Annotated in this window: 13 protein-coding genes and 1 pseudogene; 12 read left to right on the plus strand and 2 right to left on the minus strand. The window is 40.1% G+C overall.

What is annotated here, in order from left to right; all coding sequences use genetic code 11:
* Window positions 1–23 precede the first annotated feature (23 nt).
* Together D8844_RS05100 and cas2 are read left to right on the plus strand one after the other, a co-directional pair.
* Window positions 24–413, plus strand: coding sequence for a CRISPR-associated endonuclease Cas1 (locus D8844_RS05100; protein ID WP_125422422.1), 390 nt, complete (start codon window positions 24–26; stop codon window positions 411–413).
* Between the two features lie 2 nt (window positions 414–415).
* A complete protein-coding gene (cas2, locus tag D8844_RS05105; RefSeq protein WP_125422425.1) occupies window positions 416–745 on the plus strand; it encodes a CRISPR-associated endonuclease Cas2 in 330 nt (109 codons plus the stop codon).
* 2,440 nt (window positions 746–3,185) lie between these two features.
* On the opposite strand, the pseudogene D8844_RS10600 reads toward cas2, so the two are convergent.
* Window positions 3,186–3,281, minus strand: a pseudogene (locus tag D8844_RS10600) (YopX family protein); the annotation flags it as partial.
* A gap of 1,067 nt (window positions 3,282–4,348) precedes the next feature.
* On the opposite strand from D8844_RS10600, the gene cas6 reads away from it, so the two are divergent.
* The 10 genes from cas6 (at window position 4,349) to alaS (ending at window position 16,217) form a co-directional block, all read left to right on the plus strand.
* Complete coding sequence (gene cas6, locus D8844_RS05115) at window positions 4,349–5,080, plus strand: CRISPR-associated endoribonuclease Cas6 (protein WP_125422428.1); 732 nt, start codon at window positions 4,349–4,351, stop codon at window positions 5,078–5,080.
* On the plus strand, window positions 5,061–7,304 hold the full coding sequence (cas10, locus tag D8844_RS05120; RefSeq protein WP_125422431.1) for a type III-A CRISPR-associated protein Cas10/Csm1: 2,244 nt from the start codon (window positions 5,061–5,063) through the stop codon (window positions 7,302–7,304). Before cas6 ends, cas10 begins: the two co-directional genes overlap by 20 nt.
* Complete coding sequence (gene csm2 / locus D8844_RS05125) at window positions 7,305–7,685, plus strand: type III-A CRISPR-associated protein Csm2 (RefSeq protein WP_006148241.1); 381 nt, start codon at window positions 7,305–7,307, stop codon at window positions 7,683–7,685. It abuts the gene before it with no gap.
* Window positions 7,685–8,347: a type III-A CRISPR-associated RAMP protein Csm3 gene (gene csm3, locus D8844_RS05130; RefSeq protein ID WP_125422434.1), complete on the plus strand. Its 663-nt coding sequence runs from the start codon at window positions 7,685–7,687 to the stop codon at window positions 8,345–8,347. The genes csm2 and csm3 overlap by 1 nt, the downstream gene beginning before the upstream one ends.
* A gap of 1 nt (window position 8,348) precedes the next feature.
* Window positions 8,349–9,254, plus strand: coding sequence for a type III-A CRISPR-associated RAMP protein Csm4 (gene csm4 / locus D8844_RS05135; protein WP_125422437.1), 906 nt, complete (start codon window positions 8,349–8,351; stop codon window positions 9,252–9,254).
* The gene (csm5, locus tag D8844_RS05140) at window positions 9,251–10,330 is read left to right on the plus strand and encodes a type III-A CRISPR-associated RAMP protein Csm5 (RefSeq protein WP_125422439.1); all 1,080 of its coding nucleotides are present in this window, start codon (window positions 9,251–9,253) and stop codon (window positions 10,328–10,330) included. Before csm4 ends, csm5 begins: the two co-directional genes overlap by 4 nt.
* A complete protein-coding gene (gene csm6 / locus D8844_RS05145) occupies window positions 10,327–11,487 on the plus strand; it encodes a type III-A CRISPR-associated CARF protein Csm6 (RefSeq protein ID WP_125422441.1) in 1,161 nt (386 codons plus the stop codon). Before csm5 ends, csm6 (D8844_RS05145) begins: the two co-directional genes overlap by 4 nt.
* 16 nt (window positions 11,488–11,503) lie before the next feature.
* Entirely contained in the window at window positions 11,504–12,793 is a 1,290-nt protein-coding gene (csm6, locus tag D8844_RS05150; RefSeq protein ID WP_125422444.1) for a type III-A CRISPR-associated CARF protein Csm6, read from the plus strand.
* 298 nt (window positions 12,794–13,091) lie between these two features.
* On the plus strand, window positions 13,092–13,577 hold the full coding sequence (locus D8844_RS05155) for an LURP-one-related/scramblase family protein (RefSeq protein ID WP_000847083.1): 486 nt from the start codon (window positions 13,092–13,094) through the stop codon (window positions 13,575–13,577).
* A 21-nt stretch (window positions 13,578–13,598) separates the two neighbouring features.
* A complete protein-coding gene (gene alaS, locus D8844_RS05160; RefSeq protein WP_125422447.1) occupies window positions 13,599–16,217 on the plus strand; it encodes an alanine--tRNA ligase in 2,619 nt (872 codons plus the stop codon).
* Between the two features lie 87 nt (window positions 16,218–16,304).
* On the opposite strand, the gene D8844_RS05165 is transcribed toward alaS, so the two are convergent.
* On the minus strand, window positions 16,305–17,753 hold the full coding sequence (locus tag D8844_RS05165) for an alpha-amylase (RefSeq protein WP_125422450.1): 1,449 nt from the start codon (window positions 17,751–17,753) through the stop codon (window positions 16,305–16,307).
* Window positions 17,754–17,934 lie beyond the last annotated feature (181 nt).

Raw genomic sequence — 17,934 nt, forward strand, 5'->3', positions numbered from 1 at the left:
TACATTTAGGAGGTATCTATGAGATGAGTGATTTATTTGTTCAAAGGTCTAACTATTCCCTGAGTCTTAGCAATCATAAGATTATCGTAAAAAATGGTCAAGGTCAGATTGTTAAAGAAATTTCTATTCACTTAGTAGAGAATCTTTTGATTTTTGGTCAAGTACAGGTAACTACACAGTTACTTAGGGTTCTAGCTAAGAAAAATGTCAATGTCTATTATTTTACTGGGGAGGGGAGAAGGATTTTTATCCAGGCCATGAGAGAGCGCATGTTGGAAATCCATCAGTATGTCGAAGTCGACAAAAAACGCTATACTTTTTTCTATATGGCAGATTTGCAAATTAAGGGATTGATTCGAGCTTTTGAGAGTCTAAAACCCGAACTTTATGTTACAGGCTATACAGGAGAATAATCATGGGACTTTATTTTAATCTTTCAGCAGAAGAGAAGGAGTTTGCTAAGAAAAAGTTTTTCTTTTGTATTATCATATATGACATTGTTAGTAATAAGAGGCGTCTGAAACTTGCAAAGTTACTAGAGGGATTTGGTATCCGAGTCCAACGATCCTGCTTTGAGATTGACCTAGAGAAGTCCAACTATTGTAGCTTGCTGAGTGAGTTGAAAGCATTCTATGATGCTGACCAGTTAGACATTATCATTGTTTACGTTGGAAATCGAGAAGAAACCTTGCGCTTAAATACAGATGAAGTCGAGATAGAAAAGGAGGATTGTTTGTTCTTTTGAGATGAAAACTCTTACAAAATATGGTATACTAATAGCAGTTTCCAATAGGTTATATCTAGTGATTGTTATAGGTTCACATACAAGATATGGGGTATAGATACCTATCTACCTCGAGAGGGGACGGAAACTTTTTCACAGCAATAAGTTTGGCAAGCTTGAGATTTGTATAGCTCCCTATCTACCTCGCGAGGGGCCGGAAACTCGAAATTCACCAATCCCATAAATCCTTTGTTTAGCATGTGTATAGCTCCCTATCTACCCCGAGAGGGGCCGGAAACGGCAACTCACTAGATACCTAGCTAAAGCACTGTCCCGTATAAGAGTCTATCTACCTCGAGAGGGGACGGAAACCAATCACTTTGTTAGCTATGAGTTGTGCCTGACGTGTATAGATACCTATCTACCTCGAGAGGGGACGGAAACTTACAAAATCAAACAATTCTAATAGTTGAGCTTTATTCAGTATAGATACCTATCTACCTCGAGAGGGGACGGAAACATAAATGTTACAGGGTAAGTAATGATTGCAGCTTTGTGTATAGATACCTATCTACCTCGCGAGGGGCCGGAAACTTTAAAAAAACACGCTTTCTCTATCCCTTTATAAAGTATAGATACCTATCTACCTCGAGAGGGGCCGGAAACTAATGATGATGGTAAAAATAGTTATATTTCATTTTCTTGTAAATAAATTGCTAGATTCGCAGTGTTTATAAACATTAAAGAGCTACATCCTAAGCTGAGAGAAGGAGAAATAACCTCGCGAGGGGCCGGAAACTAGTCTTCGCTTGGTTCTTGGTAGTCAAGAGCATGTTTGCGTATAGCTACCTATCAACCTCGCGAGGGGCCGGAAACTATTCGCCAATTTGAATTTCTTGTCCGTCACGCACGTATAGCTACCTATCAACCTCGAGAGGGGCCGGAAACGTAAATGTGTTTGCAGTTATATTTAAGTTTGGCAGTATAGATACCTACCTACCTCGAGAGGGGCCGGAAACCCAGAAATACCCTTGAATGGATAATCATCATCTAAGCGGGTTATAGCTCCCTATCTACCTCGCGAGGGGCCGGAAACTCCATAACTCGGTAAGAATAGTTTAGGGAAAAGAAAAGTATAGCCCTCTATATACCTTGAAAGGGGCCGGAAACATCGGCTGAAAAATAGTGACATTTCCTTTTAATTTACGGTAAGTATAGATACCTATCTACCTCGGGAGGGGCCGGAAATGCTTTAACCAACTAAGCTAAAGGTACTTAAATAATGTATAGCCACCTATCTACCTCGCGAGGGGCCGGAAACATAACTTGCTTATCTTTTCCTTGTAAAGCCATTTTTGTATAGATACCTATCAACCTCGCGAGGGGCCGGAAACTTGTAGCCACTTTGCCTTATCTAAAATTCTCATATGTATAGCTACCTATCAACCTCGCGAGGGGCCGGAAACTTGTAGCCACTTTGCCTTATCTAAAATTCTCATATGTATAGCTACCTATCTACCTCGAGAGGGGCCGGAAACGTTGACAGTAAGGGCATTTTTGATTTTGTTGTTGTTTTTGTATAGCTACCTATCTACCTCGCGAGGGGCCGGAAACATTTTCAGCAATTTTAATCGCTCTATTGTCAATTTTGTATAGCTACCTATCTACCTCGAGAGGGACCGGAAACGTGCAAGTGCGATAGTTGAAAGTGCTAGTGTAGCTAATGTATAGCCACCTATCTACCTCGAGAGGGGCCGGAAACTAATGATGATGGTAAAAATAGTTATATTTCATTTTCTTGTAAATAAATTGCTAGATTCGCAGTGTTTATAAACATTAAAGAGCTACATCCTAAGCTGAGAGAAGGAGAAATAACCTCGCGAGGGGCCGGAAACGACCTAATTTTCATATTCATTCATAGCTCTATCTTGTATAGATACCTATCTACCTCGCGAGGGGCCGGAAACCTACTGCTCGGTCTAAAACTGGTGTTGTGTTCATTATGTTTTGTATAGATACTTATCTACCTCGAGAGGGGCCGGAAACTATACAATTTTATCTTCATACTTCACAAAGTCAGATAGTATAGCTACCTATCTACCTTGAGAGGGGCCGGAAACTAATAGCAATCTACCGCACCATAATCAAAATGTGGTATAGGACACCTTTCTACCTCAGGAGAGGCCGAAAACTCAAACATTCCTTTGATATACTCATGATAGAAACGTTCTGCAGTATATCCACCTATCAATCTCGAGAGAGGCCGGAAACGGATAAGAGCCATCAGACTCCTCCCACCACCATCCGTATAGCTACCTATCTACCTCGCGAGGGGACGGAAACAATCCAGCTGATAGCAAAATCCATATTGCGATAAAACGTATAGCTACCTATCTACCTCGAGAGGGGCCGGAAACTATTTCGTTGTGATCAATCCGTCTGGTTCAACGGTGAAGTATAGCTACCTATCTACCTCGGGAGGGGCCGGCAACTCCAAAAGATCAGGATTTTCGTAGATGTTTCCTATAACTGTATAGCTACCTATCAACCTCGAGAGGGGGCCGGAAACTGTAGACGTACTACTGTACTGTTAGACTGACTGAGAAATATAAATATCTATCAACCTCGCGAGGGGCCGGAAACTCATCATTCCTTTTACATTCAAATCCTTGATTGCGATATATTGCGTATAGATACCTATCTACCTCGAGAGGGGCCGGAAACTCAAGAAACTTTTTTGTCATCATGCACTGTGAGCAAGATGGTATAGATCCCTATCTACCTCGAGAGCGGCCGGAAACATTATTTTGGCCAAAATAATATGAACACTGAGTATAGCCCCCTATTTACCTCGCGAGGGGCCGGAAACTAATAGCCTTCATTACGAAGTTTAGTTAATACCATTTTTGTATAGATACCTATCTACCTCGAGAGGGGCCGGAAACTAATTAGCCATGATATTATAGAAATAATTGAAATAGGTATAGCTCCCTATCTACCTCGGTAGGAGTCGGAAACTAAAGGCATTAGATACCTCCTGCAAGGTCGTTCTGTATAGATACCTATCTCCCTCGCGAGGGGCCGGAAACTTTTTCAATGATTTCGTTAGTATCATCAACGACACTAGTATAGCTACCTATCTCCCTCGCGAGGGGCCGGAAACCACTCTCTACGGCTGTTTCAACTGACTTAGTTGGCTCTGTATAGATACCTATCTACCTCGCGAGGGGCCGGAAACAATAGTGCAACTGCAGTAACAATAGTTCCTACGGCGTATAGATACCTATCTACCTCGAGAGGGGCCGGAAACAGAAATCCCTCCAGCTTGACTTCTGCTCATTTTCAAAATACGTATAGATACCTATCTACCTCGAGAGGGGCCGGAAACTATTGTTGTACGCATTTTAAATCCTGCTTTCTTTTGGGTATAGCTCCCTATCTACCTCGGGAGGGGTCGGGAACTTCCCATTTTGAGTGCTTACGATAGATGCACCTGTATTCGTTTGTAAAGATACCTATCTACCTCGAGAGGGGACAGTTTCATAAGGGCAAATGATTTTAAAAGTAAAAGAAAAAAGCGCTCATGAGAAACCAAAAGCGCAATTGTATCAATAAAGGAGGCATATGAAACGCATCGAACTATCATTTAAGCGGATTGACCAATCACCGAGCGACCTATCGACAAAATTCCAAGGTTTTCTCATGGAGAACCTAGAATCAGAATATGTGACTTGGCTACATGAGCAGGAGACAAACCCCTACTCACTAAAAATCATCCATCAAAAGGACAAGACCCTGTGGTCCCTTCATCTCCTGACGGATGAGGCTGTCAAGCAGATTTTGCCTGTTCTATTGGAGCTCAAGAAAGTAGAGCTTCATGATTTACCGACTCTCATGGTAGAGTCTGTGTCCATGAAAGATCTCAGTTCGGAGCAACTCTTTGAGTTTTTTAATGAAAACCAAGATCGGTCACTCTACACCATTCATTTTCAAACTCCGACAGGATTTCGCTCCCAGGGAGAGTATGTGCTCTTTCCGACTATGCGCCTCATCTTTCAGAGTTTGATGATGAAGTATGCACGTCTGGTCGAGAATCGTCAGGACATCGAAGAGGAAACCCTGGACTACTTGGTCAAGCACAGTAGGATTACCAGCTACCGATTGGAGTCCAGCTATTTTAAAGTCCATGGCAAAAAAATCCCTGGATTTAGGGGAAGGTTGACCTTTAAGATTACAGGTCCAAATACCTTGAAAGCTTATGCTAATATGCTTCTAAAATTTGGGGAATACTCAGGTTTAGGTATGAAAACTAGCCTAGGGATGGGAGGTTTAGAACTTGAAGAAAGAAAAGATTAATTTAGTTTATGGATCGCTTTTGCACGCTATCGGCAAGGTGATTAAAGGTTCCAGGTATGATGAGAAAGACCTGGGTACCATTGGGTCCGAATGGTTTAGACGCTTTTCGGATAATGAAAAGATAGCCCAGCAGATAGCCAAGGCGACTTCTAGTGATTTGCCGACGGATTTGGCTCCTGATAGTTTGGTCTATATCACGTCAGCTGCTGCAAAGATTGCTTCAGGCCTAAAAGGAGCAGCAGATACTCATGGAGGTAAAGAAGATTTCCTAAGTAAACAATCGGATATCTTCAATGTATTTTCAGATAGCCCTAGTCAGCGTTATCTTGATGCGCGTCCATTAGAGCTTGACGGGGAGCAAAACTATGCTAAGGAATCGAGTGAGCCGTCTGACCAGTCAGATTATGACTTGATAGTAGAGACCTTAGAAAAAGAGTTTGAGAGATTTGACTTTAGCCAATCTGAGATAGATGCCCTTTTGAATCTCCTTGAGTCTACTCTTTCCTATGTACCTGTTTCGACAAGAACCAAGGGATTATCAGATATTTCTCTAGCAACCTACAGTCGTCTGATAGCTGGCTTTTCCCTAGCTATAGAGGACTATTTAGCAGACAAGAATTGCCGTGACTATGAGAAGGTACTGGGACAAGATTTAGAAGCTTTTTATAGCGAGAAGGCCTTTTTATTAGCAAGTTTTGACTTGTCAGGGATTCAGGATTTTATCTACAATATCGCAACAGCTGGTGCAGCCAAACAACTAAAAGCACGTTCCTTGTATCTAGATTTTATGGGAGAACATATCTCTGACAGCTTACTGGAGAAGTTAGAGCTTACGAGGGCTAATCTCCTCTACGTCGGTGGTGGGCACGCCTACTTTATCCTTCCAAACACCGAAAAAACTAGAGAAACCTTGGCTAACTTTGAAGCAGAATTCAATCAGTTTTTGGTCAAGCACTTCCAGACAGGCTTGTATGTAGCATTTGGTTGGAGTCCGTTTTCTGCCAATGATATGACAACGACACTGGCCGACTATCGAAAAGTCTATCAAACAACCAGTCGGATGATTTCTCAAAAGAAAATCTCACGCTATGATGCCAAAACTCTCCTCGAACTCAACCAAGGAGGACAAAGTTCTCAGAGAGAATGTGCAATATGTCACTCAGTCGAAAAGCTTATCAAGCATAAAGACCAAGAGGTCTGCCATATCTGTGCTGGAATGTATCGCTTTGCCAAGGAGATACAAGAAAACTACTATATTGTGACAAAAGAAAAAGGCCTGCCGATAGGTCCGGGAGCCTATATTAGTGGTATTTCCAAAGCCGACCTCGCTAATGAAGAGTGGGACCGTGTTTATGTCAAGAATAGCTATAGTACAGATATCCTAAAAGCAACCCATGTCTTTGTCGGAGATTACAAGTATGATGAGATTGACCAGTATGCCAAATTATCTCAGGATAGGGAAACTGGACAAGGAATTAAGCGTCTGGCAGTCGTTCGACTAGATGTGGATGATCTAGGAGCCGCCTTTATGGCTGGGTTCTCTTATCAAGATAGTGGCAAGTATAATACTCTGGCACGTTCGGCGACCTTCTCTAGAAGTATGAGTCTCTTCTTTAAGGTCTATATCAACCAGTTTGCCAAAGAGAAAAAACTATCGATCATATATGCCGGTGGAGATGATGTATTTGCTATCGGTTCCTGGCAGGATATTATTGAGTTCACTATTTGTCTCCGACAAAACTTTATCAAGTGGACAAATGGCAAATTAACCCTATCAGCAGGGATCGGTCTCTTTCCAGATAAAACTCCAGTTAGCCTCATGGCTGAAGAAACTGGTAAGCTTGAAGGAGCAGCCAAGGATAACGACAAGGATAGTATTTCCCTTTTTGAAAAAGCCTATACCTTGAAGTTCGACCAATTTATCGACAATGTTTATAATGGGAAATTGAAGAGCATTCGTTACTACTTTAATATTCAAGATGAGCGCGGAAAGAGTTTTGTATATAGACTTATTGAGCTCCTTCGCAACTACGATCGTATGAATATTGCTCGATTAGCCTATTATTTGACCCGTTTAGAAGATCAAACTTCTAAGGATAAAAAAGAAGAGTTTAAAGAGTTTAAAGATTTATTCTTTTCTTGGTATACAGGTAGCGATAATGAACGTAAGGAAGCAGAGATAGCTTTACTTCTATATATTTATGAGATTAGAAAGGATTCATAGATGGCAATTTTAACAGATGATAATTACGTAGATAAGGCAGAGAATGTTATTAAATCACTGAATCGAAACACTAGAGATTCTAGGAACCCTGAAGCATTCCTTTTAACAACCAGCAAAATTAGAAACCTACTAAGCTTGACGAGTACCCTCTTTGATGAAAGTAAGGTTAGAGAGTATAAGGATTTAGCTGACAAAATTGCTTATTTGAGAGTGCAGTTTGTTTATCAATCGGGCAGAGAAACTGCGGTTAAAGACTTAGTGAAAAAAGCTGAAATTCTAGACATTTTAAAAGAAATTAACAATAAGGAAAGTCTCCAACGTTTTTGCCGCTATATGGAAGCACTAGTAGCTTATTTCAAATTTTATGGAGGAAAAGATTAATGGCATTTGCAAAAATTCAAGTAAAAGGACAAATTCGTCTAGAAACAGGACTTCATATTGGTACAAGCAATGCTTTTGCGGCAATTGGGGCTACTGATTCTCCTGTAATCAAGGATCCTATTACTAACTTACCCATTATTCCTGGTTCAAGTATCAAAGGGAAGATGCGCAGTCTCCTTTCAAAAGTTCATAATGAACGACTAGCTAAGAAACCAGGAGAAGATGGAGAAATTCTAAGTCGACTCTTTGGGAACAGTTCTGATAATCGCTATAAAATGGGGCGACTCATTTTTAGAGATGCTTTTTTAATCAATAAGGACAAGTTAGATTCATTAGGGGTCAAGAGTTATACTGAAGTTAAGTTTGAAAATACTATTGACCGTATCACTGCTGAAGCGAATCCAAGACAAATTGAACGTGCCATCCGTGAGAGTGCTTTTGCATTTGAATTAATCTATGAAATCACAGATGACAGTGAAGATCAAGTGGAAGAAGATTTCAAAGTAATACTTGATGGATTAAAACTTCTGGAACTTGATTATTTAGGTGGATCTGGCTCTCGTGGATATGGTAAAGTTGTTTTTGAGGATCTTAAAGCAAATACAGTTTTCGGAAACTATGATGTTAGTAGATTGAATGAACTTTTAACTACGGAGGTCTAGTATGACCTATAAGATGTATATTATGAACTTTCAGTCTGCTCACTTTGGAGCAGGTACTCTGGATAGTTCTAAAATGACTTTTGCAGCTGACCGATTATTTTCTGCCTTGGCTATTGAGGCGAAAAAAATGGAGAAAATGGAGGAATTTGTGTCATTAGCAGGTCAAGATGATTTTGTTTTGACTGATGCCTTTCCTTATCAGTCAAGTCCATTTTTACCTAAGCCTATTGGATTTCCAAAGTTTGATCAGCAAGACTTAACAACGGATGTTAAAGAAGTAAGACGTCAAGCGAAAATGGCAAAGAAACTTCAGTTTATTCCTTTAGATAAATTTGATTCCTATGTAAATGGGACGCTTTTTGAAGATGCAGAACATGCAGTAACAAACATTATCACTAAAAACCAACCTCATGTGGATGGGGCTCTTTATCAAGTTTCTACGGTTAGATTTGCTGATAAGTCTGCTCTCTATGTGATTGCTACCGAATCAGACCTTTTGAATGAACTCATGACAAGTTTGCAGTACGCGGGAATTGGGGGTAAACGTTCTAGCGGCTATGGACGGTTTGATTTAACCATTACAGACATACCTGATGCTCTTAAAAATCGTCTTACTAAGGTCCATCAAGGAACAGTCATGGCCTTAACAACTTCTTTACCCATTGAAAAGGAACTTGAACATGCTATGGAAACAGGTTCCTATTTACTAAGTAAATCAAGTGGTTTTGCCTTTAGTACAGAAACTAATGAAAATTATCGTAAGCAGGATTTATATAAGTTTGCTTCTGGATCTACTTTCTGTGAAACCTTTACAGGACAGATTGTAGATGTAAGGCCTCTTGATTTCCCGCATGAAGTATTAAACTATGCTAAGCCACTATTTTTCAAGATGGAGGGAGAAAGATGAAAACAGAATATAGAACCTTTCAATTCAGCCTCCTAGCCATGGCCCCTATTCATATTGGGAGTGGTGAGAAATATACTTCTCGAGAATTTATCTATGAAAAGGGGTACTTTTATTTCCCTGATATGGGTAAGTTTTATAATCGAATGGTGGAGAAAGGATACGATCAGAAGTTTGAGCGTTTTTTACAAGAGACAAAGCCAAACGCCAGAAATAATCGCTTGATTTCCTTCTTGGATGATAACCGGATATCTAATCGTGATTTCGGTGGTTACCGGATTGTTGAGACTGGTTTGGAAATTGAAAAAAATAATCGCGATTCCAAATTAGGCACGATAAATGAAGTTGCAAAATTTATTAGAGACCCTTTTGGGAGTCCGTATATTCCAGGTAGTTCCTTAAAGGGAGCTATTCGGACCATTTTAATGAATACCAATCCTGACTGGAACAATAGGAATGCAGTCGATTTTCGTGGGAGAGGTCCTAAAGAAAACAAAAAGATGATTCCATGGGGTGCCAAAAAGGGTCAAGAATTTAATGACTTGTTCAATGCTATTCGTGTTAGTGATAGTAAGCCATTTAACAATGAGCAGATTATTCTAGTTCAAAAATGGGATTATTCAGCCAAGTCTTTAACTGCCAAGCCTCTTCCTTTATACAGAGAAGCAATCGTACCCTTAACTAGAATCAGTTTCACCATTACTACAACCACTAAGGAAGCTGGAATCTTAATTGAGGAATTAGGACAGAGAGCGCAAGCTTTTTACAAAGAATATAAAGAATTTTTCTTATCAGATTTTCCTGAAAATAAGATTCAGCCTAATCTTCAATATCCTATCTATTTGGGAGCTGGAAGTGGAGCCTGGACAAAGACCTTGTTTCAACAAGCGGATGGAATCTTACAAAAACGGTATAGTCGAATGAAGACAAAGATGGTTGGTAAGGGAGTGTTGAAATTAACAAAAGCACCAATGAAAAGTGTTAAAACAACACAAGCAACCCGAAAACTGATCATGAATGATGAGTCTTTCTATGAGATGGGCAAGGCAAACTTTATGATTAAGGAGATTACTAAATGAAGGTTTTGATTTCAGCAGTGGGTGATACAGATCCAATCCGTAATTTTCACGATGGAGCTTTAGTACATATTGCGAGAAAATATCGTCCAGAAAAGATTATTATTGTTTTTTCAGAGAGAACAATTAGTAAGAAAGATGATATTGAGAAAGTAATTCACTCTATCGATTCTGAATACCTCCCAGAAATTGTATGTCATGAACCAATTATCTTGAATGAAGATGTATTTGTTTTTGATACTATGTATGATCAATTTGATGCTATTATACAAGAGTATTATACAAAAGACGATGATTTTATTCTTAATCTTTCAAGTGCAACTCCTCAAGTAAAATCGGCTTTGTTTGTGATTAATAGACTTAGTGAAATCAATGTCAAGGCAGTACAAGTTTCAAGTCCTGAAAATGATTCAAATGCAGGAGTTGGACATGATGATTCAAAAGATATTGACGCACTAATTGATACGAACTTAGATAACAAACAGGACTTTATCGACCGAACCATTGAAGATACTTCAGAGAAGTTTAAACAAGGCTTAATGAAGAAAACTTTACGTGATTTTATTACGAAATATGATTATAAAGCAAGTTTAGAGGTTGCTAATCAATTATCAGACTTTCCTGGTTTGAAAGAATGTCGCAAGAAGTTGCAAGATATTGTAGATTCATTAGATAGGCAAGCTGTACCTCAACTCCTACAAAAGAAAAAATGGAGCGAAGAACAGAAAAAAGTATTAAATGCTTATTTGACTATTGATTTGCAAAAAGAACGTGGTAATTTTAGTGAAGGTCTGATTAGAATTAAAAACCTTACAGAGTTTATCTTAGAAGATTATATCGAAAATCGTTATCCAGGATTTTTGGATAATTACGTGAGTGAATCAGAGAAGTATTATCTCGGGATTTGGGATTATAGTAAGATCTTAAAAGAAAAACATGAGTGGAATCAATATAAAAAAATCAAACCAGTTATTAGCATGAATTCAACTCGAAATACTGTAGCTCATAAATTGGATCCATTAGATTCTGAGGAATTAAAACAGTTAGGTCCTGTCCTAAAAACCTTAAAGGGACTAGTCAAGGAACAGTATCAACTCGTTGAGAAGGATTTTAGCTTCTACAGGGACTTAAATAAGGAATTATTAGAATTACTGAAATAATGAGAGGTAGAATATCTTGGAAATTTTAATTTCAGCAGTTGGAACGACAGATCCGATAAGCAATAATCGAGATGCAGCTTTATTACATATTGCTCGAACATATAGACCTGAACAAATTGTTTTGGTTTATAGTGAAGAAATGTTAGTAAAAAAAGATCTTGTTGAGAAAGCATTATGTTCAATAGAGGGTTATCATCCTAAAGTGGTTATTGAATCAATCATATTGAAAAATGATGAAGTCTATCTGTTTGATAAAATGTATGAAGTGATGGGACAGATTATTGAAAAATATTCTGGAACAGATCATCAATTAATCTTAAATCTATCTTCAGGGACACCTCAGATTATTTCTGCTTTATTTGCCTTAAATCGAATTAATGATTATAATACGCAAGCCATACAGGTTGCAACTCCTAACAAATCTGCAAACAGAAAGTATGTGCCCCTTACAAGTGAAGGTGAGCAGAAGCTTTTTGACGAGAACGAGGATAATCAAAAGGATTACGAAAATCGTACAATCAAAGATGAAGCAGAGAAATTCAATCAGTCTCTTATCAAGCGCCACTTAAGAAATTTAATCTCTTCTTATGATTATCTTGCTGCGGAAGAATTAGTTACTAGAAAAGAATACAATAAATTACTTTCTAAAAAGAAATTAGCTCGTTTAAGAGACATATTAAATGATTTTGTAAAAGTATTTAAAACTCAAGCGATTTTAAAAGATATTCAGGGATATTCACTCACAGAGGTTGAGAAAAAAGCTCTTAATTACTTTTTAATGATTGAAGTTTTGAAAGAGAGAGGGCAGGTTGCTGATGTCTTAATCAAATCAAAGTCTTATGTTGAATTTATCATCGAGGAGAAGATAAAGAAAGATTATCCAGATTTAATCAAATATGATGGGACTTTTCCAAAGTTAAATGAAGAATACAAGGATTTTGAAGCTATTTTAGATTTCATTGACCTAGAATTTAAGAAAGCCAAGGGTATAAAAGATGAGAAGGAAAGAATTTATTCCCCTCAGTCAACCTTAAATCTCTTGTCTTATGAAAATATTCTATCTTATTATCAAGTTTCTCCTGAATTAATTAAGTCAATAAAGCTAATAAATAGCTTAAATGGTGAGAGAAATAAGGTGGCACATGGCTTGTCAGAGATTGATAGTAAACTAGTCAATTCAAAGAAATTGCAACAGACTATAGATACTTTGCGCTTTATTTTACAAGATACATTTGAGATTGATGATAACTATTTCTCTTGTTACCAAACACTCAATAATGAAATGCTTGACTTACTTCGTCAATAATATACTTTATCAATAAATCTTTTTTTGCTGATGATACATATAATGAGATTGCATGTGCCTGCTTTCCCAGTTGACGCAGAACCCAAAAAACGATATAATAAGAAAGTTGAGAATTGATTTTCAGTCATCTTAGTCCAGAGAAATGGCGGTGCTGCGAGCCATCTAAGTTAGAAAGTCATGCTACTCAATCAGACAATTGCATAAGAATAAGAGAATGACAAGTTCATTGAATGAAGGTGGTACCGCGGTTTTTCGCCCTTCGTGATATGAGCTTGTCTTTTGATTTTTGGAGGTGTTTATGAAGACATTTCTCGTGAAACAAAAGTTTCGTCTTGGGGGCGAACGCTTCGATATCAAGGATGATAGAGGAGTAGTGAACTATCAGGTGGAGGGCTCTTTCTTCCAAATTCCTAAGACCTTTACCATCTATGACGCCTATGGTGAGCAGGTCAGTGAAATCAGTAAAGAATTTTTCACCTTGCTTCCTCGCTTTACTATTCAGCTACGAAACGGTTCCAATTTCGTTATTCGTAAGAAGTTGACCTTCTTTCGAGATAAGTATGAGTTTGATGATCTAGGACTTCGTATCGAGGGCAATATATGGGATTTGAATTTCAAATTGTTGGATGACCGCGACCAAGTGATTGCCGAGATTCGGAAAGAGATTTTCCATTTGACCTCAACTTACACCGTAACCGTCTATGAAGACTCTTATGCAGACCTGGTCATTTCCCTCTGTGTCGCGATTGACTATGTGGAGATGCTAGAAAGCCAATCAAATTAAACAAGTAAATAAGGAGATATTATGAAACAACTATCTAGTGCTCAAGTTCGCCAAATGTGGCTTGATTTCTGGGCAAGCAAAGGTCACTCTGTAGAACCATCAGTCAGCTTGGTTCCAGTAAACGACCCAACTCTTTTGTGGATCAACTCTGGGGTAGCAACCCTTAAGAAATACTTTGACGGAACCATTATCCCTGAAAACCCACGTATTACCAATGCGCAAAAAGCTATCCGTACCAACGACATCGAAAATGTTGGAAAAACTGCACGTCACCATACTATGTTTGAAATGTTAGGGAACTTCTCTATCGGGGACTACTTCCGTGATGAAGCTATCACCTGGGCTTATGAACTCTTGACAAGCCCAGAATGGTTTGATTTTCCAGCTGATAAACTGTACATGACCTACTATCCAGACGATAAAGATTCTTACAACCGCTGGATTGAAGTAGGAGTGGACCCAAGCCACCTGATCCCAATCGAAGACAACTTCTGGGAAATTGGTGCGGGACCTTCTGGACCAGATACAGAGATCTTCTTTGACCGTGGAGAAGCATTTGATCCAGAAAATATCGGTCTTCGTTTACTTGCAGAAGATATCGAAAACGACCGTTACATCGAAATCTGGAACATCGTTTTGTCACAATTTAACGCTGATCCTGCTGTACCTCGTAGTGAATATAAGGAATTGCCACACAAGAACATTGATACGGGCGCTGGTTTGGAGCGTTTGGTGGCTGTTATCCAAGGGGCTAAGACAAACTTTGAAACTGACCTCTTCATGCCGATTATCCGTGAAGTTGAGAAATTGTCAGGTAAGGTCTACGACCAAGATGGCGATAACATGAGCTTTAAGGTCATTGCGGACCATATTCGTTCTCTTTCATTTGCCATCGGTGATGGTGCCCTTCCGGGGAATGAAGGCCGTGGCTACGTCCTTCGTCGTCTTCTCCGTCGTGCTTCTATGCATGGTCAAAAATTGGGTATCAATGAGCCTTTCCTTTACAAACTCGTTCCAACTGTTGGAAAAATCATGGAAAGCTACTACCCAGAAGTGCTTGAAAAACGTGACTTTATCGAGAAAATCGTGAAGAGCGAAGAAGAGTCATTTGCTCGTACCCTTCACTCAGGTCAACACTTTGCTGAAACCATTGTAGCTGATTTGAAAGCGAAAGGTCAAAACGTTATCGCGGGGCAAGATGTCTTCAAACTCTATGATACATACGGATTTCCAGTTGAGTTGACGGAAGAAATCGCTGAAGAAGCTGGGATGACTGTCGATCGTGAAGGTTTTGAAGCAGCCATGAAAGAACAGCAAGAACGTGCACGTGCGTCTGCTGTTAAGGGTGGCTCAATGGGAATGCAAAATGAAACCCTTCAAAACATTACAGTGGAAAGTGTCTTCAACTACAACGCCAGCCAATTGCCTTCTAAGTTGGTGGCTATCGTAGCGGACAATGCTGAAGTAGAAGCTGTATCTGAAGGAACTGCCTCTCTTATCTTTGCAGAGACTCCATTCTACGCTGAAATGGGTGGACAAGTAGCTGACCACGGTCAAATCTTGGATGCTAAAGGAAATGTCGTAGCGAATGTGACGGATGTGCAAAAAGCACCAAACGGACAAGCTCTTCATACTGTTGAAGTTCTTGCACCACTTGCTTTGAACCAAGAATACACATTGGCCATCGATACCAACCGTCGTCACCGTGTCATGAAGAACCATACGGCGACTCACTTGCTCCATGCGGCCCTTCACAATATCCTTGGCCACCATGCAACTCAAGCAGGTTCACTTAATGAAGTAGAATTCCTCCGCTTTGACTTCACCCATTTCCAAGCCGTAACTCCAGAAGAATTGCGTGCTATTGAGCAACAAGTCAATGAGAAGATCTGGGAAGCCATCGCAGTTGAAACTGTTGAGACAGACATTGATACAGCCAAAGAAATGGGAGCTATGGCCCTCTTTGGTGAGAAATACGGTAAGGAAGTCCGTGTTGTTACGATTGGTGACTACTCAGTGGAACTTTGTGGTGGTACCCACGTAGGTAACACTTCTGAAATTGGCCTCTTCAAGATTGTCAAAGAAGAAGGTATTGGTTCAGGTACTCGCCGTATCTTGGCAGTGACTGGTAAGGAAGCCTTTGAAGCCTATCGCGAACAAGAAGACGCTCTGAAAGCAGTAGCAGCAACCTTGAAAGTACCTCAACTCAAGGAAGTTCCTCATAAGGTTGAAGGACTTCAAGAGCAACTTCGTCAATTGCAAAAAGAAAATGCAGAATTGAAGGAAAAAGCCGCGGCTGCAGCTGCAGGTGATGTCTTCAAGGATGTGAATGAAGCAAATGGTCACCGTTACATTGCAAGCCAAGTTTCTGTATCAGATGCAGGTGCCCTTCGTACCTTTGCGGATAACTGGAAACAAAAAGACTACTCTGACGTGCTTGTCCTAGTTGCCGCTATCGGTGACAAGGTGAACGTTCTTGTAGCTAGCAAGACAAAAGATGTGCATGCAGGAAACCTTGTCAAAGAATTGGCTCCAATCGTCGATGGACGTGGTGGTGGCAAACCAGACATGGCCATGGCAGGAGGAAGCAATCAAGCGAAAATCCAAGAACTCTTGGAGGCAGTAGCAGGTAAATTGTAAGACAATAAAGATCTATCCGTTTGGGTAGGTCTTTTTGTGCATACAAAAAAGCCAAATCCGGTTGGATCTGGCTTGTACCTGATAGGTTTATTTTGCTGCCCAGACACTGACTGAACCTGCCACTACTGGAAATTCTCCATAACCATCAGCATTGATTGTAACTTGTGCTGGGTGATTTTCAAGGAGGTCAACAAAGGTTTGGTCAGCCCATTCTTGACCGACAAACATAGATTTGCTGTTTTCTTGGTCATTGGAGATAAGGACAGCGATTGGAGATTGATGTTCAGCACCTGAACGAACCCAACCGATACAGTTAGCATCGTCAAAGTAGTCTGTTTGCTCTCCATAGGCCCTGTCTTTTCGGATGGCTAGGAGACGATCAAGAACTTCTCTGAAATCTTGTTGAGCAAATTGCCCTGAAATGCCGTAATAGTCTCCGTAAAAGACACATGGAAGACCATCTTGGCGTAATAGAATGAGGGCATAGGCTGCTGGCTTGAACCATTCTTCAACAGTAGACTCAAGGGCTTGTCCTCGTTGGGTATCATGGTTGTCAACGAAAGTGACAGCCTTGTCAGGCTTGAGTTCAACCAAGCTATCAGTAAAGATAGTACGAAGGTCGTAGCTTGCTCCAGCCTGACTAGCTTCAAAGAGGTTTTGGTGGAGGCGAACATCGACAAGGTCAAAACGTTCCTCTGTTTTCTCGAGATAGTCTAGGTTAGCTTCCTTGTCAGGGTTCCAAAATTCCCCAAAAACATAGAAATCTTCTCCGTATTTTTCCTTCATATCACGGATGAAATTGCCCATAAAGAAGGAGTCGATGTGCTTAACGGCATCCAAACGGAAACCAGCCACACCAGTCGTTTCCATAAACCAGTCAGCCCAGTCATAGATGTTTTGGATGACTTCAGGGTGCTTAAAGTCCAGGTCAGCGTACATGAGATAGTCGTAGTTGCCGTTTTCGTTATCCACCAATTCCTCATTTGCCCAGCCTTTGTTGTCCCCCTGGATCAGGTAAATGCCAGATTTACGGCGCTTGGCATCGTAGTCTGTACCTGTGAAGTGGTACCAGTGCCAGTGGAAGTCATTGTAGATATCTTGGCGGCCATCGAAAGTAAAGTGAGTCCAGCCATTGATAGTAAAGGGCTCGCTTAGTTGAACGGTACGATCCTCAGGATCCACTTCAATAACCTGAAAGGCTTCCATATGATCGGCAGCAGCCTTGTGATTGAGCACCACATCAGCCATAGGTTGAATTCCCTGTGCCTTTAGGGTTTGAATGGCTTGAAGATAGTCTTCTTTAAACCCATACTTGGTACGGACAGTCCCTTTTTGGTGAAATTCACCTAGGTCAAAAAGATCGTAAACACCATAGCCTACATCTTTTTCGTTGGTTGCCTTGAAGGCAGGTGGCATCCAGACATGGCTGATACCAAGGTTTGCTAGGTGCTCTGCGTCATTTGTTAGTCGAGCCCAGTGCTGGCCGTCATGAGGCAGATACCATTCAAAGTATTGCATAAGTGTCTGATTTTGCATTGTTTTTCCTCTTGCTTATCAATGTTGTGTTTTATTCTACCATAAAGTTTAGAACTAGCCAAACGTTTGCGCAAGATTCTATACTCATTTCTGAATTTGTCTATTTTTAGCGCGTGAAAACTCCCCTTCCATTACAAGGGAGAGGATATCTTGGCGAAAAAGTAAATGGCATAAACTTATT

The sequence above is a fragment of the Streptococcus oralis genome (assembly GCF_003942875.1).
Classification (GTDB): domain Bacteria; phylum Bacillota; class Bacilli; order Lactobacillales; family Streptococcaceae; genus Streptococcus; species Streptococcus oralis_BX.